At 56.6% G+C, this 23,100-nt stretch carries 21 protein-coding genes; 14 read left to right on the forward strand and 7 right to left on the reverse strand.

Annotation, left to right across the window (positions count from 1 at the left end):
- Window positions 1-16: 16 nt before the first annotated feature.
- Both IM265_RS16985 and pbpG read left to right on the forward strand, forming a co-directional pair.
- Window positions 17-604 carry a Yip1 family protein gene (locus IM265_RS16985; RefSeq protein WP_028013847.1) on the forward strand — a complete coding sequence of 196 codons (588 nt, stop codon included), beginning with the start codon at window positions 17-19 and terminating at the stop codon, window positions 602-604.
- Window positions 605-771: 167 nt separating this feature from the next.
- On the forward strand, window positions 772-1,695 hold the full coding sequence (gene pbpG / locus IM265_RS16990; protein ID WP_028013846.1) for a D-alanyl-D-alanine endopeptidase: 924 nt from the start codon (window positions 772-774) through the stop codon (window positions 1,693-1,695).
- A 93-nt stretch (window positions 1,696-1,788) separates the two neighbouring features.
- On the opposite strand, the gene IM265_RS16995 is transcribed toward pbpG, so the two are convergent.
- Together IM265_RS16995 and dld are read right to left on the reverse strand one after the other, a co-directional pair.
- On the reverse strand, window positions 1,789-2,343 hold the full coding sequence (locus IM265_RS16995) for a GNAT family N-acetyltransferase (RefSeq protein WP_028013845.1): 555 nt from the start codon (window positions 2,341-2,343) through the stop codon (window positions 1,789-1,791).
- A 112-nt stretch (window positions 2,344-2,455) separates the two neighbouring features.
- Window positions 2,456-4,204, reverse strand: a complete 1,749-nt coding sequence (dld, locus tag IM265_RS17000; protein ID WP_045259739.1) for a D-lactate dehydrogenase — start codon at window positions 4,202-4,204, stop codon at window positions 2,456-2,458.
- A 189-nt stretch (window positions 4,205-4,393) separates the two neighbouring features.
- On the opposite strand from dld, the gene bglX reads away from it, so the two are divergent.
- From bglX to IM265_RS17025, 5 genes are all read left to right on the forward strand, one after another.
- Entirely contained in the window at window positions 4,394-6,691 is a 2,298-nt protein-coding gene (gene bglX / locus IM265_RS17005; RefSeq protein WP_069733512.1) for a beta-glucosidase BglX, read from the forward strand.
- 146 nt (window positions 6,692-6,837) lie between these two features.
- Entirely contained in the window at window positions 6,838-7,755 is a 918-nt protein-coding gene (locus IM265_RS17010) for an ABC transporter substrate-binding protein (protein ID WP_041909045.1), read from the forward strand.
- A 12-nt stretch (window positions 7,756-7,767) separates the two neighbouring features.
- On the forward strand, window positions 7,768-8,925 hold the full coding sequence (locus IM265_RS17015) for an ABC transporter permease (RefSeq protein ID WP_047367953.1): 1,158 nt from the start codon (window positions 7,768-7,770) through the stop codon (window positions 8,923-8,925).
- Window positions 8,918-9,868 carry an ABC transporter ATP-binding protein gene (locus tag IM265_RS17020; RefSeq protein WP_126345334.1) on the forward strand — a complete coding sequence of 317 codons (951 nt, stop codon included), beginning with the start codon at window positions 8,918-8,920 and terminating at the stop codon, window positions 9,866-9,868. The genes IM265_RS17015 and IM265_RS17020 overlap by 8 nt, the downstream gene beginning before the upstream one ends.
- Entirely contained in the window at window positions 9,852-10,589 is a 738-nt protein-coding gene (locus IM265_RS17025; protein ID WP_193030478.1) for an ABC transporter permease, read from the forward strand. Before IM265_RS17020 ends, IM265_RS17025 begins: the two co-directional genes overlap by 17 nt.
- Here the strand turns inward: IM265_RS17025 and IM265_RS17030 are convergent.
- Both IM265_RS17030 and mlrA read right to left on the reverse strand, forming a co-directional pair.
- Window positions 10,564-10,677: a protein YohO gene (locus IM265_RS17030; RefSeq protein WP_008500895.1), complete on the reverse strand. Its 114-nt coding sequence runs from the start codon at window positions 10,675-10,677 to the stop codon at window positions 10,564-10,566. The two genes, IM265_RS17025 and IM265_RS17030, sit on opposite strands and share 26 nt — an antisense overlap.
- Before the next feature lie 69 nt (window positions 10,678-10,746).
- The gene (mlrA, locus tag IM265_RS17035) at window positions 10,747-11,487 is read right to left on the reverse strand and encodes an HTH-type transcriptional regulator MlrA (protein WP_028013838.1); all 741 of its coding nucleotides are present in this window, start codon (window positions 11,485-11,487) and stop codon (window positions 10,747-10,749) included.
- A gap of 218 nt (window positions 11,488-11,705) precedes the next feature.
- Here mlrA and IM265_RS17040 point away from each other — a divergent pair, with 218 nt between their 5' ends.
- Genes IM265_RS17040 through IM265_RS17050 form a run of 3 tightly spaced genes read left to right on the forward strand, consistent with a single transcriptional unit; the run spans window position 11,706 to window position 14,621 of the window.
- Entirely contained in the window at window positions 11,706-13,391 is a 1,686-nt protein-coding gene (locus IM265_RS17040) for a sensor histidine kinase (RefSeq protein ID WP_059354110.1), read from the forward strand.
- Complete coding sequence (gene btsR, locus IM265_RS17045; RefSeq protein WP_023312443.1) at window positions 13,385-14,104, forward strand: two-component system response regulator BtsR; 720 nt, start codon at window positions 13,385-13,387, stop codon at window positions 14,102-14,104. Before IM265_RS17040 ends, btsR begins: the two co-directional genes overlap by 7 nt.
- A gap of 46 nt (window positions 14,105-14,150) precedes the next feature.
- Window positions 14,151-14,621, forward strand: a complete 471-nt coding sequence (locus tag IM265_RS17050; protein WP_045259745.1) for a DUF1456 family protein — start codon at window positions 14,151-14,153, stop codon at window positions 14,619-14,621.
- Between the two features lie 31 nt (window positions 14,622-14,652).
- Here the strand turns inward: IM265_RS17050 and metG are convergent, their stop codons facing one another.
- Window positions 14,653-16,686, reverse strand: coding sequence for a methionine--tRNA ligase (metG, locus tag IM265_RS17055; protein WP_047363114.1), 2,034 nt, complete (start codon window positions 16,684-16,686; stop codon window positions 14,653-14,655).
- Between the two features lie 137 nt (window positions 16,687-16,823).
- On the opposite strand from metG, the gene apbC reads away from it, so the two are divergent.
- Window positions 16,824-17,933, forward strand: coding sequence for an iron-sulfur cluster carrier protein ApbC (gene apbC / locus IM265_RS17060; protein ID WP_028013834.1), 1,110 nt, complete (start codon window positions 16,824-16,826; stop codon window positions 17,931-17,933).
- Window positions 17,934-18,026: 93 nt separating this feature from the next.
- Here apbC and IM265_RS17065 read toward each other — a convergent pair whose 3' ends face one another.
- Window positions 18,027-18,506: a GNAT family N-acetyltransferase gene (locus IM265_RS17065; RefSeq protein WP_045629901.1), complete on the reverse strand. Its 480-nt coding sequence runs from the start codon at window positions 18,504-18,506 to the stop codon at window positions 18,027-18,029.
- Window positions 18,457-18,789, reverse strand: a complete 333-nt coding sequence (locus IM265_RS17070; protein ID WP_008500887.1) for an RcnB family protein — start codon at window positions 18,787-18,789, stop codon at window positions 18,457-18,459. Before IM265_RS17070 ends, IM265_RS17065 begins: the two co-directional genes overlap by 50 nt.
- A 475-nt stretch (window positions 18,790-19,264) precedes the next feature.
- Between IM265_RS17070 and IM265_RS17075 the strand changes: the two genes are divergently transcribed.
- Genes IM265_RS17075 through IM265_RS17085 form a run of 3 tightly spaced genes read left to right on the forward strand, consistent with a single transcriptional unit; the run spans window position 19,265 to window position 23,027 of the window.
- Entirely contained in the window at window positions 19,265-20,404 is a 1,140-nt protein-coding gene (locus IM265_RS17075; RefSeq protein WP_069733514.1) for a polysaccharide export protein, read from the forward strand.
- Window positions 20,404-20,853 carry a protein-tyrosine-phosphatase gene (locus tag IM265_RS17080; RefSeq protein WP_028013831.1) on the forward strand — a complete coding sequence of 150 codons (450 nt, stop codon included), beginning with the start codon at window positions 20,404-20,406 and terminating at the stop codon, window positions 20,851-20,853. The genes IM265_RS17075 and IM265_RS17080 overlap by 1 nt, the downstream gene beginning before the upstream one ends.
- On the forward strand, window positions 20,853-23,027 hold the full coding sequence (locus tag IM265_RS17085; protein WP_193030480.1) for a polysaccharide biosynthesis tyrosine autokinase: 2,175 nt from the start codon (window positions 20,853-20,855) through the stop codon (window positions 23,025-23,027). Before IM265_RS17080 ends, IM265_RS17085 begins: the two co-directional genes overlap by 1 nt.
- Window positions 23,028-23,100: the final 73 nt, after the last annotated feature.

Below are 23,100 nucleotides of genomic sequence, written 5' to 3' on the forward strand. Positions count from 1 at the left end.
ACAACAAGGGGGCGCTATGAACCATGTCTGGGGACTTTTCTCCCATCCCGATCGTGAAATGCATGTCATCAAAAGTGAGAACGAAACGGTCTCGCATCATTACACCCACCATGTGCTGCTGATGGCCGCGGTGCCGGTAATATGCGCGTTTATTGGCACAACACAAATCGGCTGGAACTTCGGTGACGGTACCGTGGTTCAGCTCTCCTGGTTTACCGGGCTTTATCTGGCCATTCTCTTTTATGGCCTGATGCTGGCAGGGGTGGCGGTCATGGGGCGCGTCATTCACTGGATGGCGCGTAACTACCCACAGCGCCCATCGCTGGCACACTGTATGGTCTTTGCCGGATACGTCGCGACCCCGCTGTTCTTAAGCGGTATTGTTGCGCTCTATCCACTGGTCTGGCTGTGCGCGCTGATCGGTACTGTTGCGCTCTTTTACACCGGTTATCTGCTGTATCTGGGCGTTCCAACCTTCCTGAATATCAATAAAGAAGAGGGCCTGAGCTTCTCCGGTTCCACGCTTGCCATCGGGGTGCTGGTACTGGAGGTGTTACTGGCACTGACGGTTATTCTCTGGGGTTATGGATACCGTCTCTTCTAAGCTCACTGCATTGCTGGCGTAAATGCCAGCAATGCAGCATCTGTTCACGATTATCCGCTGGCGACAAAGCACGGTGACCGCTATGATGCCGAAGCCAGCCTGTGTTTATCCGTCGACACAGGCGGTGTACGTCATTACGTGCGTGAATAATTATCAGAAGTCTCACCATGCTGAAATTTCGTGTCTCCTTACTTAGCCTGGCGCTGCTGCTGGGCGCGTCCGCTGCCGTGCCAGCTGTCGCCAAAACGCCCGCTGTGACCACCGCTGCTGCTCAGCCGCAAATTGCGTCCGGCAGCGCGATGATTGTTGATCTCAATACCAATAAGGTGATTTACGCCAGCCACCCGGACCTGGTGCGCCCAATCGCCTCAATAACAAAATTAATGACCGCGATGGTGGTGCTTGATGCTCGCCTGCCGCTGGACGAAAAGCTGAAAGTGGATATCAGCCACACGCCGGAGATGAAAGGGATCTACTCTCGCGTGCGCCTGAACAGTGAAATCAGCCGTAAAAATATGCTGCTGCTGGCGCTGATGTCGTCCGAAAACCGTGCGGCGGCAAGTCTGGCGCACCATTATCCTGGCGGTTACGATGCCTTTATCCGCGCGATGAACGCTAAAGCCAAAGCGCTGGGGATGAGCAATACTCATTTTGTTGAACCGACGGGGCTGTCGATTAACAACGTCTCCACGGCCCGCGATCTGACGAAACTGCTGATTGCCAGCAAGCAGTACCCGCTGCTCGGCCAGCTCAGCACCACGCGTGAGGACATGGCGACATTCTCGAATCCGTCTTACACGCTGCCGTTTCGCAACACGAACCATCTGGTGTACCGCGAGAACTGGAATATTCAGTTAACCAAAACCGGGTTTACCAATGCGGCAGGCCACTGCCTGGTGATGCGCACCGTGTTTAACGGTAAGCCGGTGGCGCTGGTGGTGATGGATGCCTTCGGGAAATATACCCACTTCGCGGATGCGAGCCGCCTGCGGACCTGGATTGAGACCGGGAAAGTGCAGCCCGTTCCGGCTGCAGCATTGACCTATAAAAAGCAGAAAGCGGAGCAGATGGCGACGGCGCAAAACGATTAATTCCCCTCTGCGCGTTGATGCCCTCACCCCGACCCTCTCCCACGGGAGAGGGAGAAAACACTAAAAACGGTAACCCAGGTTACCGTTTTACGTTTATTCCGGCAGCGTCCAGTCACCGTCATTGAGCGGGCGCTGCATTATCACCGTATCCCGCCAGTCGCCTTTCTTATACCCCACGCTGCGAAGCTGACCGACAATCTCAAAGCCGTGTTTTTTATGCAGCCGTAACGAGCCGGAATTATTATTGCCATCTCCGACAACGGCAATCATCTGCCGCCACGGGCCCTGCTCGCAGCGCGCGATCAGCGCGTTCATTAATGCGGTGCCAAAACCGCGTCCGGTGATGCTGGCATCCACGTAAATCGACTCTTCCAGAGTATAGCGATAGGCCTGACGCGGTCGGTAAGGGGTGGCGTAACAATAGCCCACCACGATGCCGCGATAGAGCGCGATGAGCCACGGTAAACCGTTCTCGGCCACGCTTTTCATGCGCTGACGCATTTCGTCGATGGTGGGGGGGACTTCTTCGAATGACGCGCGTCCGTGAAGCACATGCCAGGCATAGATGGCGGCGATGGCATGCACATCATCGGGAAGGGCGTCGCGCACTTCCAGTTCGGTTTCGGATAAAACATCAACAGCCGACATGATGCGCCTGCTCCTCGTTATAGAATGCCGGAGAAACATTTCTCCGGCGACAGACCGCTACTCTATTACGATTAAGGCGCGCGAAACAATCTCTCAAATTTGGCTGTAGGGTTTAATCAGACGCTTGCGTTATGCGCTGCTCCGCGTCTGCACTCTCTTTCCAGTATTTCTTCCGCGTTGTTTTCCCGATCCCGGGGTTCATGCTGTTTGTAGGGTCATTCTCGCGATAAAACTGCTTAAGGGCGTCAGGGGCCTTATAAAGATGCCCGACGTTGTGTTCCGCAGGATATTGTGCGCCACGCTCGCGCAGCAGGGCGAGCATCTGCTCCTTCAGTTCGTGAGCATCTACCCCTTTTTTGACGATGTAGTCCTGATGGAAGACGTAGCACATAAAGTGGCCGTAATAGAGCTTATGCACCAGCTTGCTGTCGATTTCCGGCGGCAGATGCTCAAACCATTCGGTGTCGTTGCGTCGCAGGGCGATATCCAGCGCCAGAATATCTTCCACCTCTTCGGAATGTACCGCCTGGTAACGGATAGCGGCACCCGCCGCGGCGAAGCGGTGCAGGAAGGCTTTGCTGCCTTCTTCCGGCGTGCAGGCAAAGAAATCACCCTCAGCCGTCCTGAAGAACTCGGTCAGCCAGCTCTGCGCTTCGGCGATCCCGTCCCCGGCCATTTTCAGCAGCAGGTGATGTTCGTACTTATCACGCCAGGTTTTCATTCGCTCTGGCAGATGCGCAGGGAAAACGTTGCCCAGCTTCTGCATAAAGCGGTCGGTAAAGTGGGGCTTGAACAGCGGCACTTTCTCCAGCATCGCGTCGGTGCGTCCCTTCATTGTGAAGAAGAACGGCATTTTGTCGGTGCCAAGCTTATCGATCATCAGGAAAGTGTCTTTCCCGTAGCGCTCCGCGATGTCGTAAATATCCCGATGCATGTACTCGCCCGCCACCGGCAGGTGGGTGAATTCGCCCAGAATATGGCGACGAATTTCGGTCAGGACCTCAGGCTGATTGGTGCCGATGTAAAATACCTGCTGCTTTTTCTCTGCCGGGAAGGTGTCGAGACGCACCGCAAAAACCGCCAGCTTGCCCGCGCAGCCGGACGATTCAAACAGGCGATCCGGATCGGCGTTGTAGCGCGCCGGGGTATCGGCCTCGATATCGCGTACGCGGGTGATGTAATCGTGGTCGTGCGCGTGGCGACCATCGTGCTGCACGTCTTCGTCCCTCACGCGGTCGTCGTCGAGCTTACTGAGGATCTGTTCCGGCGTTACGCCCAGATCGATGCCCAGGTGGTTCACCAGCGTCAGCTTGCCATTTTCATCAATGCGGGCAAAAAGTGACATTTCGGTGTAGGCCGGGCCGCGCTGGACCAGCGAACCGCCGGAGTTATTGCAGATCCCACCGACCACCGAGGCGCCAATGCAGGAGGAGCCGATCACCGAGTGCGGCTCGCGGCCCAGCGGCTTAAGTGCTTTTTCCAGCGAGTAGAGCGTGGTGCCCGGGAACGCGAGCACCTGCTCGCCTTTGTCCAGCAGATGCAGCTTGTCGAGGCGCAGGGTGCTGATAATCACGATATCGCGATCGTAATCGTTGCCGTTCGGCGTGGAACCTTCGGTCAGGCCGGTGTTGGCCGCCTGCATTAAAATAATTTTGTCGGCCGCAACGCAGGCGCTCAGCACGCGCCACAGCTCCAGCAGCGTGCCGGGGAAGACCACCGCCAGCGCGTCGCCCTGGCCGGAGCGGAAACCCTTGCGGTAGCGGGCGGTTTTGGCCGGGTCGGTAAGCAGGTGAGAGGAGCCAACCAGGCGCGACAGTTCGTTAATAAATGTTTTGTTATCGTCAGTTCGAACAGAAGTCATCTTCCACTCCTTGTGGTGAGGCAAATTTCTCGCTGTAAAGCATAGCGCGATTAACTGTTCAGCGGTCGAGTATTCACGAGAAAAATCAGAGAATAACCCTGCAACGTTCAGAGGGTTTATGGCACACTGCGCTTTTCGCACGGTCTGGCCGGGTGCTTCCCACGGTTATTGATGAGAGAGAATAACAACATGAAATGGCTATGTTCTGTAGGTGTCGCCGTCAGCCTGGCGCTGCAACCTGCGCTGGCAGAGGATTTGTTTGGTAATCACCCGCTCACGCCTGAAGCCCGCGACGCGTTTGTCACGGAGTTGCTTAAGAAGATGACGGTCGATGAAAAAATCGGCCAGCTGCGTCTGATCAGCGTTGGCCCGGATAACCCGAAAGAGGCCATCCGCGAGATGATCAAAGAGAACCAGGTGGGCGCGATTTTTAACACCGTCACCCGCCAGGATATCCGCGCCATGCAGGATCAGGTGATGCAGCTCAGCCGCCTGAAAATCCCGCTGTTCTTCGCCTATGACGTGGTGCACGGCCAGCGCACCGTCTTCCCGATCAGCCTCGGCTTAGCCTCCTCGTTTAACCTCGACGCGGTGAAAACCGTCGGGCGCGTGTCGGCCTATGAAGCGGCGGACGACGGCCTGAACATGACCTGGGCACCGATGGTGGACGTCTCGCGCGATCCGCGCTGGGGCCGCGCCTCGGAAGGCTTCGGTGAAGACACCTATTTAACGGCCACGATGGGCAAAACCATGGTGGAAGCGATGCAGGGCAAGAGCCCGGCGGACCGCTATTCGGTGATGACCAGCGTTAAACACTTCGCGGCCTACGGTGCCGTGGAAGGCGGTAAAGAGTACAACACCGTCGACATGAGCCCACAGCGCCTGTTTAACGACTACATGCCGCCGTACAAGGCAGGGCTGGATGCGGGCAGCGGCGCGGTGATGGTGGCGCTGAACTCGCTGAACGGCACGCCTGCGACCTCTGATTCCTGGCTGCTGAAAGACGTCCTTCGCGACCAGTGGGGCTTTAAGGGCATCACCGTTTCCGACCACGGCGCGATTAAAGAGCTGATCAAGCACGGCACGGCGTCCGATCCGGAAGACGCGGTGCGCGTGGCGCTTAAGTCCGGCATCAACATGAGCATGAGCGACGAGTACTACAGCAAATACCTGCCGGGGCTGGTGAAGAGCGGCAAGGTAACGATGGCGGAGCTGGACGATGCCGCGCGCCACGTGCTGAACGTGAAATATGACATGGGGCTGTTTAACGATCCGTACAGCCACCTGGGGCCGAAAGATTCTGACCCGGCGGATACCAACGCCGAAAGCCGCCTGCACCGCAAAGAAGCGCGTGAAGTGGCGCGCGAAAGCCTGGTGCTGCTGAAGAACCGCCTTGACACGCTGCCGCTGAAAAAATCCGGCACTATTGCTGTGGTCGGCCCGCTGGCTGACAGCAAGCGCGACGTGATGGGGAGCTGGTCTGCTGCGGGCGTGGCCGATCAGTCCGTTACCGTCCTGACCGGCATCAAGAGCGCCGTCGGTGAAAACGCCAAAGTGGTGTACGCCAAAGGGGCGAACGTCACCGACGATAAAGACATCGTCACCTTCCTCAACCAGTACGAGGAAGCGGTGAAGGTCGATCCGCGCACGCCGAAGGAGATGATCGACGAAGCGGTCCACGCGGCGAAGCAGTCTGACGTCGTTGTCGCGGTCGTGGGGGAAGCGCAGGGTATGGCGCACGAAGCCTCCAGCCGTACCGACATCACCATCCCGCAGAGCCAGCGCGATCTGATCGCCGCCCTGAAAGCGACCGGCAAGCCGCTTGTGCTGGTGCTGATGAACGGTCGTCCGCTGGCGCTGGTGAAAGAGGACCAGCAGGCTGACGCCATTCTGGAAACCTGGTTCGCCGGCACCGAAGGCGGTAACGCCATCGCCGACGTATTGTTTGGCGATTACAACCCGTCGGGCAAGCTGCCGATGTCCTTCCCGCGCTCCGTCGGGCAGATCCCGGTTTACTACAGCCACCTGAACACCGGTCGCCCGTACAACGCCGACAAGCCGAACAAATACACGTCTCGTTACTTTGACGAAGCTAACGGCCCGCTCTACCCGTTTGGTTATGGCCTGAGCTACACCACCTTCAAGGTCTCTGAGGTGAAAATGTCGGCGCCGAGCCTGAAGCGTGACGGCAAGGTCACCGCCAGCGTCGAGGTGACCAACACCGGCAAGCGTGAAGGGGCAACGGTGATTCAGATGTACGTGCAGGATGTCACCGCCTCGATGAGCCGTCCTGTGAAGCAGCTGCGCGGCTTTGAGAAGGTCAATCTCAAGCCTGGCGAAACCAAAACCATCAGCTTCCCGATTGACGTGGATGCGCTGAAGTTCTGGAACCAGCAGATGAAATATGATGCGGAACCGGGCAAGTTTAACGTCTTTATCGGGGTGGATTCCGCCCGCGTAAATAAAGGCGAGTTCGAGCTGCTGTAACCTTTCCCTCCTTTGCATCCCCCGTTCATCGGGGGATGCGTCTTACCTTATGCTAAAAAGGCATTTTGCCGGGTAAATCCGCCGTTTTAAGCTACGCTTTTCTCTCAAGCCTCTGAAAAAGGCAGCAAAAAAATGAGGATAGCGGAATGACGATTAAATCGGGGATGGTAGTTTCTGCGGCGCTACTCGCGGCGCTAAGCCTGCCGTTACAGGCGGCGGAGCCGGTAAAAGTGGGCTCAAAGATCGATACCGAGGGCGCGCTGCTCGGGAATATTATTCTCCAGGTGCTGGAAAGCCACGGCGTGAAAACCGTCAATAAAGTTCAGCTGGGCACCACGCCCGTCGTGCGCGGCGCGATTACCTCCGGCGAGCTGGATATCTATCCTGAATATACCGGCAACGGCGCGTTCTTCTTTAAAGAAGAGAACGATCCGGCATGGAAAAACGCCAAAGCTGGCTATGAAAAAGTCAAAAAACTCGACGCGGAACAGAACAAGCTGGTCTGGCTGACCCCAGCCCCGGCCAACAATACCTGGACTATCGCCGTGCGTAAGGACGTGGCGGAGAAAGGGAAGCTCACCTCGCTTGCGGATCTCAGCCGCTATCTGAAAGAGAAGGGCGACTTCAAGCTCGCGGCGTCCGCGGAGTTTATCGAGCGTCCTGACGCGCTGCCGGCGTTTGAAAAAGCCTACGACTTCAAGCTCGACCAGGCGCAGCTGCTCTCGCTGGCGGGCGGAGATACGGCGGTAACCATTAAGGCGGCGGCGCAGCAAACCTCCGGCGTTAACGCGGCAATGGCCTACGGTACCGACGGCCCGGTCGCGGCACTGGGCCTGCAAACCCTGACCGATCCAAAAGGCGTTCAGCCGATTTACGCTCCTACCCCGGTTGTGCGTGAGGCGGTGCTGAAAGCCTACCCGGATATTGCTGAATGGCTCAAACCGGTCTTCGAAAAGCTGGATGAAAAAACGCTGCAACAGCTGAATGCCAGCATTGCCGTCGAGGGACTGGATGCCAAAAAAGTGGCCGCCGACTTCCTGAAACAACAAGGGCTTGTGAAGTAACGGGAAAGGGCTGTGCCAATAAAATGTCATAACCGCGTACTGCTGCTTTTGGCCTGCGTGGCCATCGCGGCGGTCGCGTTACCGTTTGTGAACGTCGCGCCTAACCGCCTGATGTCGGGGGAAGGGCGTGCTCTCTGGGACGTATGGTCGTTCACGCCGTGGTGGCTGGCGGCTGCGCTGGCCGCGTGGGTTGCACTGTCGCTCTGGCAAGGGCGAACGGCGCAGTGGCTGACGCTGCTGCTCTCGGAAGGTCTCTTTATCACGCTGTTCTGGAGCGCGGGGCTGGCGGCAACGCATATGGCCTCGGCGGAAAGTCCGCTGGCGAGAACCACGCCAGGCAGCGGCCTGTGGCTCTGGCTGGCTTTGTGTTTACTGGCCAGCAGCGATGCGATTCGTCGTCTCATCGCCAGTTCTGTCTGGCGCTGGGTGCTTAATGCGCAGATATGGTCTATTCCGCTGCTGTTATTGTTCAGTGGTGAACTGAACAACCTCTCGCTGTTAAAAGAGTACGCCAACCGTCAGGAGGTGTTTGATGATGCCCTGGCGCAACATCTGACGATCCTTTTCGGCACGCTGATCCCGGCGCTGCTGATCGGGATACCGCTCGGCATGTGGTGTTATCGTCATCCCTCACGTCAGGGTAGCATCTTTGCTGTACTCAACGTCATCCAGACCATTCCCTCCGTTGCGCTGTTTGGCCTGCTGATTGCCCCTCTGGCCGGGCTGGTGAAGTCGTTTCCCGCGCTGGGCGCGGTGGGTATCGCCGGAACGGGGTTAACACCCGCGCTGATTGCGCTGGTGCTGTACGCGCTGCTCCCGCTGGTGCGCGGCGTGGTCGCGGGCTTAAGCCAGGTTGCGCCGGATGTGCTGGAAAGCGCCCATGCGATGGGGATGAGCGCGCGACAGTGTTTCTGGAAGATTCAGCTCCCGCTGGCGCTGCCCCTGCTGCTGCGCAGCTTGCGGGTGGTGGCGGTTCAGACCGTTGGCATGGCGGTGATTGCCGCGCTGATTGGAGCGGGCGGCTTTGGCGCGCTGGTGTTCCAGGGGCTGCTGAGCAGCGCCCTCGATCTGGTGTTGTTAGGCGTAGTCCCTACTATTGCGCTGGCGGTTGTCGTCGACGCCCTGTTTGCCTTATGGCTCGCGCTGCTCAGGAGAAGAGCCAATGATTGAATTTCATGATGTGAGTAAAACCTTTGCCGGCCGCCCGGCGGCAAGCCATCTGAACCTGAACTTTGCCGAGGGGGCATTTTCCGTGCTGATTGGCACTTCGGGCTCGGGAAAATCCACCACGCTGAAGATGATCAACCGGCTGGTGGAGCATGACAGCGGGTTAATTCGCTTTGCCGGGGAAGAGATCCGCAGCCTGCCGGTGCTGGAGCTGCGCCGCCGAATGGGCTATGCCATTCAGTCTATCGGCCTGTTTCCGCACTGGACGGTGGCACAGAACATCGCCACCGTGCTGCAGCTGGAGAAATGGTCGCGGGCTAAAATCGCTGACCGCGTTGATGAACTGATGTCTCTGCTGGGGCTGGAGCCCGCGTTGCGTGAGCGCTATCCTCACCAGCTCTCCGGTGGGCAACAGCAGCGCGTGGGCGTGGCGCGCGCGCTGGCGGCTAACCCGCAGGTGCTGCTGATGGATGAACCCTTTGGCGCGCTGGATCCCGTTACGCGCGGGGCGCTGCAAACGGAGATGACCCGCATTCACCGCATTCTTGGTCGAACCATCGTCCTCGTGACGCACGATATAGATGAAGCCCTGCGCCTGGCCGACCATCTGGTGCTGATGGACCACGGCGAGGTGGTGCAGCAGGGCGCGCCGCTTGCGCTGCTGACCAGCCCGAAGAATGACTTTGTGCGCGAGTTTTTTGGACGCAGCGAGCTGGGCGTCAGGCTGCTCTCCCTGCGGACGGTCGGAGACTATATGCGTCGGGAGAATGCACCGTCCGGCGGGGAACCGCTACAGGAGCAGATGAGCCTGCGGGATGCCCTCTCCGCGTTTGTCGCGCGCCGGTGCGAAGTCCTGCCCGTGGCGGATGTCCGGGGTGCGCCGTGCGGCAGCCTGCATTTTCGCGATCTGCTGGCCGGGGAGGTGACGCGTGAAGGCACTGCGTGATCCGCTCCTCTGGCTGGTAGCGCTCTTTGTCGCCTTACTGTTTCTGATGCCTCACAGCGCGGCGCTGTTTAACACTCTTTTTCCGGGGCTACCGCGGCCAGTGTATCAGCAGGAGAGCTTTATTAACCTTGCCCTGGCGCATCTCTGGCTGGTGGCGCTCTCAAGCGTCATCGCGGTGGTGCTGGGAGTAGGGGCGGGCATCGCGGTCACGCGACCTGCGGGCCGGGAGTTTCGTCCGCTGGTGGAGACGGTTGCGGCCATTGGACAGACGTTTCCGCCGGTGGCGGTGCTGGCGATAGCGGTGCCGGTGATGGGTTTTGGTCAGCAGCCCGCGATTATTGCGCTGATTTTATATGGCGTGTTGCCCGTTCTGCAGGGCACGCTGGCGGGCGTTGCGGCGGTCCCGGCGTCTGTTTTAAGCGTGGCGGAAGGGATGGGGATGAGCCGCTGGCAGCGGCTGCGCAAGGTAGAACTGCCGCTTGCGGCACCGGTTATTATTGCCGGGATCCGCACGTCGGTGATCATTAACATCGGGACGGCGACCATTGCGTCTACGGTCGGTGCCAATACGCTGGGAACGCCGATCATCATCGGCTTAAGCGGGTTTAATACGGCTTATATTGTGCAGGGGGCGGTACTGGTCGCGCTGGCGGCCATCGTTGTCGATCGCCTTTTTGAGCGGCTGGCGCTGTACCTCAGCCGACACCACCACGAACGATAAACGAGTATCCTGCAAGCATCACGCCGCCGATACCACTTACGGCCATCAGGACAAAAAGGGTAATAATGGCGAGTTTAGTTGCCTTCATCATGTGCTCCTGTTGTTAACGGAACAATTATACGGTGAAGCGCAGCTGTTAATGAACCATTAAATGCCGTTATGGCTCATCCGGGCCAAGGGAATAAACCGGATAACCATGCTCACGCCACTCCGTCAGCAGCTGTTGCTGCGTGGCGGACGGCACTTCGCCACACCAGACCAGCAGGGTCTGGCCGTCGAAAAACTCGGGTTTGAGCTGCCCCAGCGAGTGCGCAAGGACATCCACGCGCCAGCCCTTTTGGGTGGCGATCCACGCTTCCAGCCACAGACGGGTAGTATCGTGCACGTTCCAGCCGACCACCAGCGCATCTTTTCCTGCCTTGTTCTTCGCCGAGGCAAGACAGACGGCAATATAGTTGATCAGCACCCCGTCAAGCATGCTGAGCAGCGCCTGCAGGGTAGACTGTTGGCACTGCAGGCGCCGACGGAGCGGAATGAAAAGATGGGTGATAAGCGTTTTCGCCGGATAATCGCGACCCTGCTCTTTGATCCAGGCGCGCAGTCGCTGCAGGTTACCCGCCTGCAGGAGCCGCAGCAGCGTTTCCTGCTGCTCGCGCCAGAGGCGTTGCGTGTCCGGGTCGTCGTGGCTCAGCAGGGACTTCACTTTCCCGACCTGCACCCCGTTGTCGATCCAGCTTTTGATTTCGCGGATCCGGTCGATATCGGCATCGTTGAAAAGGCGATGACCACCGTCCGTCCTCTGCGGTTTGAGCAATCCATACCGTCGCTGCCACGCCCGTAGGGTAACGGGATTGATATCACAAAGGAGTGCCACTTCACCGATTGTGTAAAGCGCCATATTTGCCCCCTGGCTTACGCGTCCCCAGCTTAACTGTAGACCCACTTTGCCGAACCAGGAAGAATTGATTAATTTTTAAACAAATAATGCGAACCATGCACGATGTGCAGAAAAAGATGTGATAACGGACACGATTTTGCGCTTTTTTGGGGTGCTTCAAAGAAAGTTCAGCCGCATCCGTGTATGTTACGCGTTTTTTAGCGTGTGCGGTTTTGAGTATGTACGAGTTTAACCTGGTGCTGCTGTTGCTTCAGCAGATGTGCGTGTTTCTGGTCATTGCCTGGCTGATGAGCAAAACGCGTCTTTTCATTCCGCTGATGCAGGTCACCGTACGCCTGCCGCACAAGCTGCTCTGCTACGTCACCTTCTCTATTTTTTGCATCATGGGGACCTACTTCGGCCTCCACATCGAAGACTCTATTGCTAATACGCGCGCCATCGGCGCGGTGATGGGCGGGCTGCTGGGCGGCCCGGTCGTCGGTGGCCTTGTCGGTTTAACCGGTGGGCTGCATCGCTATTCCATGGGCGGGATGACGGCGCTCAGCTGCATGATCTCGACGATCGTCGAAGGGCTGCTTGGTGGCCTGGTGCACAGCTATATGATTAAGCGCGGTCGCCCGGACAAGGTGTTTAGCCCGCTTACCGCCGGGGCCATCACATTTGTGGCTGAAATGGCGCAGATGGCGATCATTCTGCTGATTGCCCGCCCGTTCGAGGATGCGCTGCACCTGGTCAGCAGTATTGCCGCCCCGATGATGGTGACCAACACCGTCGGCGCGGCGCTATTTATGCGTATTCTGCTCGACAAGCGCGCCATGTTTGAGAAGTACACCTCGGCCTTTTCCGCCACGGCGTTGAAGGTTGCCGCCTCGACCGAAGGGATCCTGCGTCAGGGGTTTAACGAAGAGAACAGCATGAAGGTTGCGCAGGTGCTCTATAAAGAGCTGGATATCGGTGCGGTGGCCATTACCGATCGCGAAAAGCTGCTGGCGTTTACCGGCACCGGAGACGATCACCACCTGCCGGGCAAACCGATCTCGTCGACCTATACGCTGCGCGCCATTGAAACCGGCGAAGTAGTGTATGCCGACGGTAACGAAGTGCCTTACCGCTGCTCGCTGCATCCGCAGTGCAAGCTGGGCTCCACGCTCGTCATTCCGCTGCGCGGGGAAAATCAGCGGGTGATGGGCACCATCAAGCTGTATGAGGCGAAAAACCGTCTGTTCAGCTCCATCAACCGCACGCTGGGGGAGGGTATCGCCCAGCTTCTTTCCGCGCAAATTCTGGCCGGGCAGTATGAACGGCAGAAAGCCCTGCTGACGCAGTCTGAAATTAAGCTGCTGCATGCCCAGGTCAATCCGCATTTCCTGTTTAATGCCCTCAACACGCTCAAAGCGGTGATTCGCCGCGACAGCGATCAGGCCGCGCAGCTGGTGCAGTTTTTGTCGACCTTTTTCCGTAAAAACCTGAAGCGCCCGTCAGAGATCGTGACCCTCGCCGATGAAATTGAGCACGTGAATGCCTATCTGCAAATTGAGCAGGCGCGGTTTCAGTCCCGCCTGCAGGTGTCGCTCTCCGTTCCGGACGAGCTGGCGTATCAGCATCTTCCGGCCTTTACCCTGCAGCCTATTGTGGAGAACGCCATCAAGCACGGTACCTCGCAGCTGCTGGGGACAGGGGAGATAACCATTGCCGCCAGCCGTTTTAACCACCATCTGGTGCTGGATATTGAAGATAACGCCGGGCTGTACCAGCCTTCCGCTTCGGGCGGATTAGGGATGAGCCTGGTTGATAAACGTCTGCGCGCCCATTTTGGCGACGACTGTGGCATTACCGTCGCCTGCGAGCCTGACCGTTTTACCCGTATTACCGTTCGACTGCCGCTGGAGGAAAACGCATGTTAAGAGTGCTGATTGTGGATGACGAGCCGTTGGCACGGGAAAACCTGCGCGTTCTGCTGCAGGAGCAGCCAGACATTGAGATTGTGGGGGAGTGCGCCAACGCCATTGAGGCCATCGGTGCGGTGCACAAGCTGCGCCCGGACGTGCTGTTCCTCGACATTCAGATGCCGCGCATCAGCGGGCTGGAGATGGTCGGCATGCTCGACCCGGCGCATCGCCCCTACATCGTGTTTCTGACGGCGTTCGACGAATATGCCGTTAAGGCTTTTGAGGAGCACGCGTTCGATTATTTACTCAAGCCGATTGAAGAGAAGCGGCTGGAAAAAACGCTCACCCGCTTACGCCAGGAGCGAACCGTCCAGGACGTTACGCTGTTGCCGGAGAACCAGCAGCCGCTGAAATTTATCCCCTGCACCGGGCACAGCCGGATTTATCTGCTGCAAATGGATGATGTGGCGTTTGTCAGCAGCCGCCTGAGCGGGGTGTTTGTCACCAGCGCGGAAGGGAACGAAGGGTTTACCGAGCTGACCCTGCGCACGCTCGAGAGCCGCACGCCGCTGATTCGCTGTCACCGTCAGTATCTGGTGAACATGGCGCACCTGAAGGAGATCCGTCTGGAAGATAACGGTCAGGCCGAGCTGGTGCTGCGCGCCGGGCAGACCGTCCCCGTCAGCCGCCGCTATCTGAAAAGTTTGAAAGAGGCGATTGGCCTGTAAAACTGGTACACTGCGCGCCATTGCATCATCGACATTCGAAGGCTCTATGCTAAGTAACGATATTCTTCGTAGCCTGCGCTACACCCTGAAAGCAAACAATAACGACATGGTGCGTATTCTTGCGCTGTCCGACATGGAATCCACGTCTGCAAATTTTGATACCTGGATGACCAAAGAGGACGAAGAGGGCTTCGTCCGCTGCCCGGACATCATTCTGTCGGGTTTTCTGAACGGGCTGATTTACGATAAACGTGGAAAAGATGACTCCGCGCCCGAGCTGGCGCTGGAGCGTCGCGTGAACAACAACACGGTGCTGAAAAAGCTGCGTATCGCCTTCTCGCTGAAAACGGACGATATCCAGGCGATCATGACCGAGCAGAAATACCGCGTGTCGATGCCGGAAATTACTGCCATGATGCGCGCGCCGGACCACAAAAATTACCGCGAGTGCGGCGACCAGTTTCTGCGTAATTTCCTGCGCGGGCTGACCCATCGGGTGCATCACCCGAAACCATAAAAAAAGCCGGAGATTATCTCCGGCTTTTTTGTTATTTCACCTGCTGGCCCGGCTTCGCGCCTTCGTCTGGGCTTAACAGGAAGATATCCTTCCCGCCAGGGCCTGCTGCCATCACCATCCCCTCGGAAATGCCGAAGCGCATTTTGCGCGGCGCCAGGTTAGCGACCATCACGGTTTGACGGCCGATCAGCACCTGCGGGTCCGGGTAGGCAGAACGGATGCCGGAGAAGACGTTGCGCTTCTCGCCGCCGAGATCCAGCGTCAGGCGCAGCAGCTTGTCAGAGCCTTCCACGAATTCTGCGTTTTCAATCAGCGCCACGCGCAGGTCGACTTTAGCGAAGTCATCAAAGGTGATGGTCTCCTGAATCGGATCGTCCGCCAGCGGGCCGGTTACCGGTGCTGCAGCCGCTTTCACCTCTTCTTTAGAGGCTTCGACCAGCGCTTCAACCTGCTTCATCTCGATGCGGTTATACAGCGCCTTAAAGGTGTTCACCTTGTGGCCGAGCAGCGGCTGCGCCATTGCATCCCAGGTCAGTTCGGTGTTCAGGAACGCTTCAGCGCGGGCTGCCAGCTGCGGCAGAACCGGCTTCAGGTACGTCATCAGCACGCGGAACAGGTTGATGCCCATGGAGCAGATGGCCTGCAGATCGGCATCGCGGCCTTCCTGTTTAGCGACAACCCACGGCGCCTGCTCGTCCACATAGCGGTTAGCCAGGTCAGCCAGCGCCATGATTTCACGCACTGCTTTACCGAACTCGCGCGTTTCCCAGGCTTCGCCAATGGTGGCTGCCGCGTCGGTGAAGGTTTGGTACAGGGCAGGGTCCGCCAGCTCAGCGGCCATTACGCCGTCAAAGCGCTTGGCGATAAAGCCCGCGTTACGGGACGCCAGGTTCACCACCTTGTTCACGATGTCTGCGTTCACGCGCTGCACGAAATCTTCCAGGTTCAGGTCGATATCGTCGATGCGGGAAGAGAGCTTCGCGGTGTAGTAGTAGCGCAGGCTGTCCGCGTCGAAATGGTTCAGCCAGGTGCTGGCCTTGATGAACGTCCCGCGGGACTTGGACATCTTGGCGCCGTTCACCGTGACGTAGCCGTGTACGAACAGGTTGGTCGGCTTGCGGAAGTTGCTGCCTTCCAGCATGGCCGGCCAGAACAGGCTGTGGAAGTAAACGATGTCTTTGCCGATGAAGTGGTACAGCTCGGCGGTAGAGTCTTTCTTCCAGTATTCGTCGAAGCTGACGGCGTCGCCACGCTTGTCGCACAGGTTCTTGAAGGAGCCCATGTAGCCGATTGGCGCATCCAGCCAGACGTAGAAATATTTGCCCGGCGCATTCGGGATTTCGAAGCCAAAGTACGGCGCATCGCGGGAGATATCCCACTGCTGCAGGCCGGATTCGAACCACTCCTGCATCTTGTTCGCCACCTGCTCCTGCAGCGCGCCACTGCGGGTCCACGCCTGCAGCATTTCGCTGAAGGACGGCAGGTCGAAGAAGAAGTGCTCGGAATCACGCATCACAGGTGTGGCGCCGGATACCACGGATTTTGGCTCAATCAGTTCGGTCGGGCTGTAGGTCGCGCCGCAGACTTCGCAGTTATCGCCGTACTGATCCGGGGATTTACATTTTGGACAGGTGCCTTTGACGAAACGGTCCGGCAGGAACATGCCTTTTTCCGGATCGTACAGCTGAGAGATAGTGCGGTTTTTGATGAAACCGTTCTCTTTCAGACGGGTGTAGATCAGCTCAGACAGCTCGCGGTTTTCGTCGCTGTGCGTGGAGTGATAGTTGTCATAGCTGATGTCAAAGCCAGCAAAATCGGTCTGATGCTCCTGACTCATTTCGGCAATCATCTGCTCCGGGGAAATCCCCAGCTGCTGCGCTTTCAGCATGATCGGCGTGCCGTGGGCATCGTCCGCACAGATGAAGTTAACCTCGTGGCCGCGCATTCGCTGGTAACGGACCCAGACATCAGCCTGGATATGCTCCAGCATGTGGCCGAGGTGGATTGAGCCGTTGGCGTACGGCAGGGCGCACGTTACCAGAATTTTTTTCGCGACTTGAGTCATAGTAGGCATTACTTCTTTTAACTGTGAAAAGGGTTTTCGATATTACCAAAAGGGGCATTATTAAGTAAGCACAAACCACGGCCTTTCAGGTAAACTTGTTTGTCTAAGGTCTTATTCACAAGAACAAAGGAGTCGGGATGAGTTCTCAATCCCAGGCCAAATCACCGGAAGCCTTACGAGCAATGGTCGCCGGGACGCTGGCTAACTTTCAGCATCCAACCCTGAAACATAACCTCACTACGCTGAAAGCGTTGCACCACGTCGCGTGGCTGGACGATACGCTGCACGTTGAAGTGCAGATGCCGTTCGTCTGGACCAGCGCCTTTGACGCGCTGAAAGAGCAGACCAGCGCCGAGCTGCTGCGCATTACCGGTGCGAAAGCGATTGACTGGAAGCTGAGCCACAGCATTGCCACGCTGAAGCGTGTGAAAAATCAGCCGGGCGTCAACGGGGTGAAAAACATCATCGCCGTGAGTTCAGGTAAGGGTGGGGTGGGTAAATCCTCTACCGCCGTCAACCTCGCGCTCGCGCTGGCGGCGGAAGGGGCAAAGGTCGGTATTCTGGATGCCGATATCTACGGTCCGTCTATTCCAAACATGCTGGGTGCGGAAAATCAACGTCCAACCTCGCCGGACGGCACGCATATGGCGCCGATCGTGGCGCACGGTCTGGCGACCAACTCCATCGGTTACCTGGTGACCGACGATAACGCCATGGTCTGGCGCGGCCCGATGGCCAGCAAAGCGCTGCTGCAGATGCTGCAGGAAACGATGTGGCCGGATCTGGATTATCTGGTGCTGGACATGCCGCCGGGCACCGGTGACATTCAGCTGACGCTGGCGCAGAACATCCCGGTAACGGGGGCCGTTGTGGTCACCACGCCGCAGGATATCGCGCTGATCGACGCCAAAAAAGGCATCGTGATGTTTGAGAAAGTGGAAGTGCCGGTGCTCGGCATCGTCGAGAACATGAGCATGCACATCTGCAGCAACTGCGGACACCATGAGCCTATCTTTGGTACGGGTGGGGCGGAAAAACTGGCAGCGCAGTATCACACCCAGCTGCTGGGGCAGATGCCGCTGCATATTTCCTTGCGTGAAGATCTGGACAGCGGGAAGCCGACGGTCGTCAGCCGTCCGGACAGCGAGTTCGCTGAGATGTACCGCCAGCTGGCGGGGCGAGTTGCGGCGCAGCTCTACTGGCAGGGTGAAGTGATCCCGGGTGAAATCGCCTTCCGCGCGGTGTAACCCCCCAGCGCTGGATTGCCGGGTGGCGGCTTCGCCTTACCCGGCCTACGAAATACGATTTTGTAGGTCAGGTAAGCGAAGCGCCACCTGACTTTACCCAAGCCGGTAATGCATAAGATAGTACTCTCCCTCAGGAGAATTCCCCGTTGCCTCAATGTGCCAGCCGTGCCGCTGGTAAAACGTAATAGCCCGCGCATTTTTCACCAGACACTTGAGTGAGCCCGTGCTGGTAAACGTCTTCTCTACGTGCTCAAGCAACACATGTCCGACGCCCAGGCTCTGATACTGCGGGTCGACAAACAGGTTGTGCAGAAAATTATCGTTCGTCCAGACTGAGGCGAAGCCAAGTCGGTGCCCATCCTGCTCCGCCACCCAAATCTCTTCGTCCAGGGTTGCCGCGTCAAAATCTTCAAGCTGCCACGCAGAACTGTCCAGCCACGGCCAGGCTTCACGCCGGGCGTGGAGGTAGAGCGTACGCAGGAAAGGGCGGTCGCTCTCCTGCCACGGACGGATTACGATCGTATCAGCGATGATAGAAAATATCTCCATTGTAGGCTTTGTAGATTTTGCCATCTGCATCGCCAATCAGGACGTAGTTTTCGCCCATGTAGGTCCAGTGGGTACCGGCATCCGGTGCCGGAAGGTTACGCAGCTGGTACTGTTTAATGGTGTACTCCGGCGTTTGATACTGCGCCGGTGCCGTATCGCCGATTTTAAACTTCGTGAAATCGGCGATGAACTCTTGTTCTTCATAGGCCTTGATGCCCGATGGCGCAGCGGCGGTTTGCGGAGCAGAAAACGCGGAGCCCGCCAGAGACAGTAATACACCCAGAAGCAGCAATTTACGCTTAGCCATTTTTTCTCCAGTGATATTGTTTCAGAGACTTTCGTCTGCAGGGCACGCAGCACAAGACAGACGGTCTATTTTAAGTATCAAAGCATGATGCGTTTGATAAAAAATGTAACAAAAGTGGAGGGGTTTGGGTAGTCGATAACGGTGATGCTCATCATTGCGGTGAATGTTGATTGTGCGGAATATTTGTTATTTTTATTATTTTATTAATCTATTCTGAAAATAAGTTTATACGTCAAAATAGCACCGTTAAGCGAATGCTTTCGTAAGGGATAACATTTAATATCGCGGCGCATAAAGTATTATTACTCTCCGTTTTCTTGCGCAATTGTGCGCTGTTTTTTAACTTTTTAAACAACAGCGAACGTGTGTTTTACGGTATCACGGGGAAATAATAAATAACTATATTTCAATGGCTTGCTTGCTTTCTTTTGCGAGTTAACTACCCAGCGCAACGATAAATCAACATTTTATATAAATGAAAAATACAACTGCTCTTTTACTGTCCTTTCTGACGCTCAGCCAGCTAACAGGATGTGTATTTTCACCAGGCCAGAACTTAAGTCTTTCCGGGAAAAAAGTCACTACCGGTGAGGAAATTAACGATCCGCTGGACAAACGCGTGGAAGTTTTTCCTTTAACCCCTGGATTGATTGAAAAACTGCGCCCACCCGTTTCTAAATCTCAGGCAAATCCTACTCTGGATGAGCAGCTCAAAAACTGGGAATACCGCATTGGCTCAGGGGACATTTTGACGGTCACCGTCTGGGATCACCCTGAACTCACGACGCCCGCAGGGCAGTACCGTAGCGCGAGCGACGCGGGTAACTGGGTTAACGCCGATGGTACGCTTTTCTACCCCTACGTCGGCAAGCTGAAAGTGGCGGGCAAAACGGTTTCGCAGGTACGTGAGGAGATCACCGAGCGGCTGGATGAGGTCATTGAGAGCCCTCAGGTGGACGTCAGCGTTGCCTCCTTCCGTTCTCAAAAAGCCTATATCACCGGAGAGGTTGAGAAATCGGGCCAGCAGCCAATAACCAATATTCCATTGACGGTAATGGATGCGGTGAACGCCGCGGGCGGTCTCTCTGCGGATGCCGACTGGCGTAACGTCGTGCTCACGCATGATGGCCAGGACTCGCGCCTTTCCCTCTATGCTCTGATGCAACATGGCGATTTAACCCAAAATAAGCTGCTTTATCCGGGCGATATCCTGTTTGTTCCCCGGAACGACGCGCTGAAAGTGTTTGTGATGGGCGAGGTGGTTAAACAGAGCACCCTTAAGATGGATCGTAGCGGCATGACGCTGGCCGAAGCCCTGGGGAATGCAGGCGGGCTGAACCAGAATATGGCCGATGCAACCGGGATTTTTGTTATTCGCCCGGTTTCACGAAAAGGCGAGAAAGATAAAATCGCCAACATCTATCAACTCAATGCGGAAGATGCCTCAGCCATGGTGCTGAGCACAGAATTCGAGCTGGAACCGTACGACATTGTCTATGTCACGACGGCACCGCTTTCACGCTGGAATCGTGTGATCGCCCAGCTGGTACCCACCATCAGTGGCGTACATGACCTGACCGAAGCCGTCCGTTACATCAGGTCGTGGCCGCAATAATGTTCAATTCAATTCTCGTGGTTTGCACCGGCAATATTTGCCGTTCACCGATTGGTGAGCGGCTGTTGCGCCAGCAGCTACCCGACGCGCAGGTGACCTCGGCAGGTATTTTCGGGCTTGAAGGACGCCCGGCGGATGCGACTGCAAAGGCAGTCGCCTTACGTCATGGCGTTTCGCTGGAAGGTCACGTGGCGCGTAAGGTCACACGTTTTCTGTTACAAAAATCCGATTTGATTCTGGTGATGGAGCCAGAGCATCTCCGTTTTATTGCCTCAGTGGCGCCGGAGAATCGGGGGAAATCGCTGTTGTTTGGTCAGTGGCTGGAAACAAAGGACATACCCGACCCGTATCGCAAAAGCCGGGAAGCCTTCGAATATGTTTTCGAGCAGTTAGGAAAAGCCAGTCAGGAATGGGCTCGTCGTTTGCGTCAACAAGGAATGAAGCAGTAATGTCGTCTCATAAATCAGACAAATTTGGTGCTGCGACACCGCATGATAATGAAATTGATCTCATTCAGCTGTTGGCTGAGATGTTTGATCATCGGGTAATGATAGCGTGCATCACGCTCCTGTTCACCGTATGCGCCGGGATCTATGCGTATAGCGTCACACCGATCTATCAGGCTGATGCCCTTGTGCAGATAGAAGCGAAGCAGGACAACTCGTTGCTCAAAAGCTTAAGCCAGTTTGGTACCGATCTTTCACCTGATGTTGCGCCCGAACTCTTGCTGCTCAAGTCGCGGATGATTCTGGGGGAGACCGTTGATAAGCTGGGGCTAACATACAGCGTCAAACGGCGCGTGCTGCCCGTCATTGGGCCGCTGCTGGAACGAGGGCGTAAAGCCGGTGAACTGACAATTGGCGCGCTTACCCTTCCTCTTCTGGAAGACAAGCCACAGGAACTTTTACTGACCGTTCAGGAGCAGGGCCGGTATCACCTCGAAGGAAAAACGCTGGAGGCTGATGGCGTTGTTGGGAAAACGCTGGTTAAAGACGGAGTAACGCTGCTTGTCACCTCGCTCAGTGCGGCACCAGGCACCCGTTTTGCCCTCAAAACCGTCACAAAGCTTGAAGCAATTAACGCCCTTCAGCGCCGACTCATTGTTTCTGAGTCGGCGAAGCAGAGCGGAATTATCACCTTAACGCTGACGGGCGAGGACCCTGACAAGATCGCCGTGGTGCTCAACACCATTGCTGAAAATTATCTCAGCCAGAATATTGCGCGCCAGGAAGCTAAAGATACCCGCAGCCTGACGTTTTTACAGGACCAATTACCTAAAATCAGGCGCGAACTGGATGAAGCAGAAGCACGACTGAACGCCTACAGAGAGCAGCGCGATTCTGTCGATCTATCCCTTGAGGCGAAGACGGTTCTCGATCAGGTTGTTAATGTGGAAAATCAGCTTAACGAGCTGACGTTCCGCGAAGCAGAAGTTTCTCAGCTTTTCAAAAAGGATCACCCAACCTACCGCGCCTTACGGGAAAAAAAACAGACCCTGGAGCAGGAACGTACGCGCCTGAATAATCGAGTCTCATCCATGCCTTCTACGCAGCAGGAAATTTTGCGTTTAAGCCGTGACGTTGAGTCCGGGCGCACCATCTACCTGCAGCTGCTGACGCGTCAGCAGGAGCTGAATATCTCGCGCTCCAGCGCCATCGGAAACGTGCGGATCATTGACCCTGCAGTAACGCAGCCTGGACCCGTCAAACCGCACAAAGTGATTATCATTGTGTTCGGTATGCTGGTGGGATTGATGCTCTCTGCAGGAACGGTGTTGGTGCGCTCTGCGTTTAAACGGGGCATCACCTCGTCTGAACAGCTGGAAGCGCAGGGAATGCCTCTTCTGGCTACGCTCCCGCGTTCAGTGTGGCTATGGAAAAAAACGCATTTGCGCAGAAGGACGCTGTTTGCTTCCCACTGGAAGCACAGGACGTCAAACGTACCTTTCCTGCCCGTTGACCGACCGGCGGATATATTTGTCGAGGCGGTGCGCGGGTTACGCACCAGTCTGCATTTTACCATGATGAATGCCGTTAATCGGATAGTGGTGATTTCAGGCCCTTCGCAGGACTGCGGAAAGACTTTGGTTAGCACCTCGCTGGCGTCGATTGCCGCTCAGGCAGGTCAACGGGTACTGTTTATTGATGCGGATATGCGCAAGGGATATGTTCACAATATTTTCAAACTGAACAACCAGCATGGGTTGTCCGGCGTGCTGGGGGGAAGCGTAGAGTGGCAGGATGCGATTCAACGCTTCGAGAAAGGTGGCTTTGATGTCTTGACCTGTGGACCTCAGCCTTCACATCCTGTCGAGCTGCTCATGAATGAGCGCTTCCAGACGGTAATGTCGCGAATAGACAAAGAGTACGACATCGTGATTGTCGACACGCCACCGGTGCTGGCCGTGACGGATGCGCTACTCGTCGCCAGAGCCGCGGCAACCACGTTGCTGGTTGCCCGTTTCGGTAAAACCAGCGTCAAAGAGATCGAAAACTGTCGGAAGCGTCTGCAGCAGATGGGCGTCCAGGTTGAAGGCGCGATTCTCAATGATATTGTGAAATCCGCTGCGTTCTATTACCACTCGGGTTATAGCCATTACAACTACGGCTATACCCCGGAATAAAGTGACGCGACACTTCTTTACAGCATGACGCCGAATAGCCCGCTAAGATGACCTCCGTTAAATCGAGAGGTCA

Source organism: Enterobacter cloacae complex sp. P17RS, from assembly GCF_014895885.1.
Classification (GTDB): domain Bacteria; phylum Pseudomonadota; class Gammaproteobacteria; order Enterobacterales; family Enterobacteriaceae; genus Enterobacter; species Enterobacter bugandensis.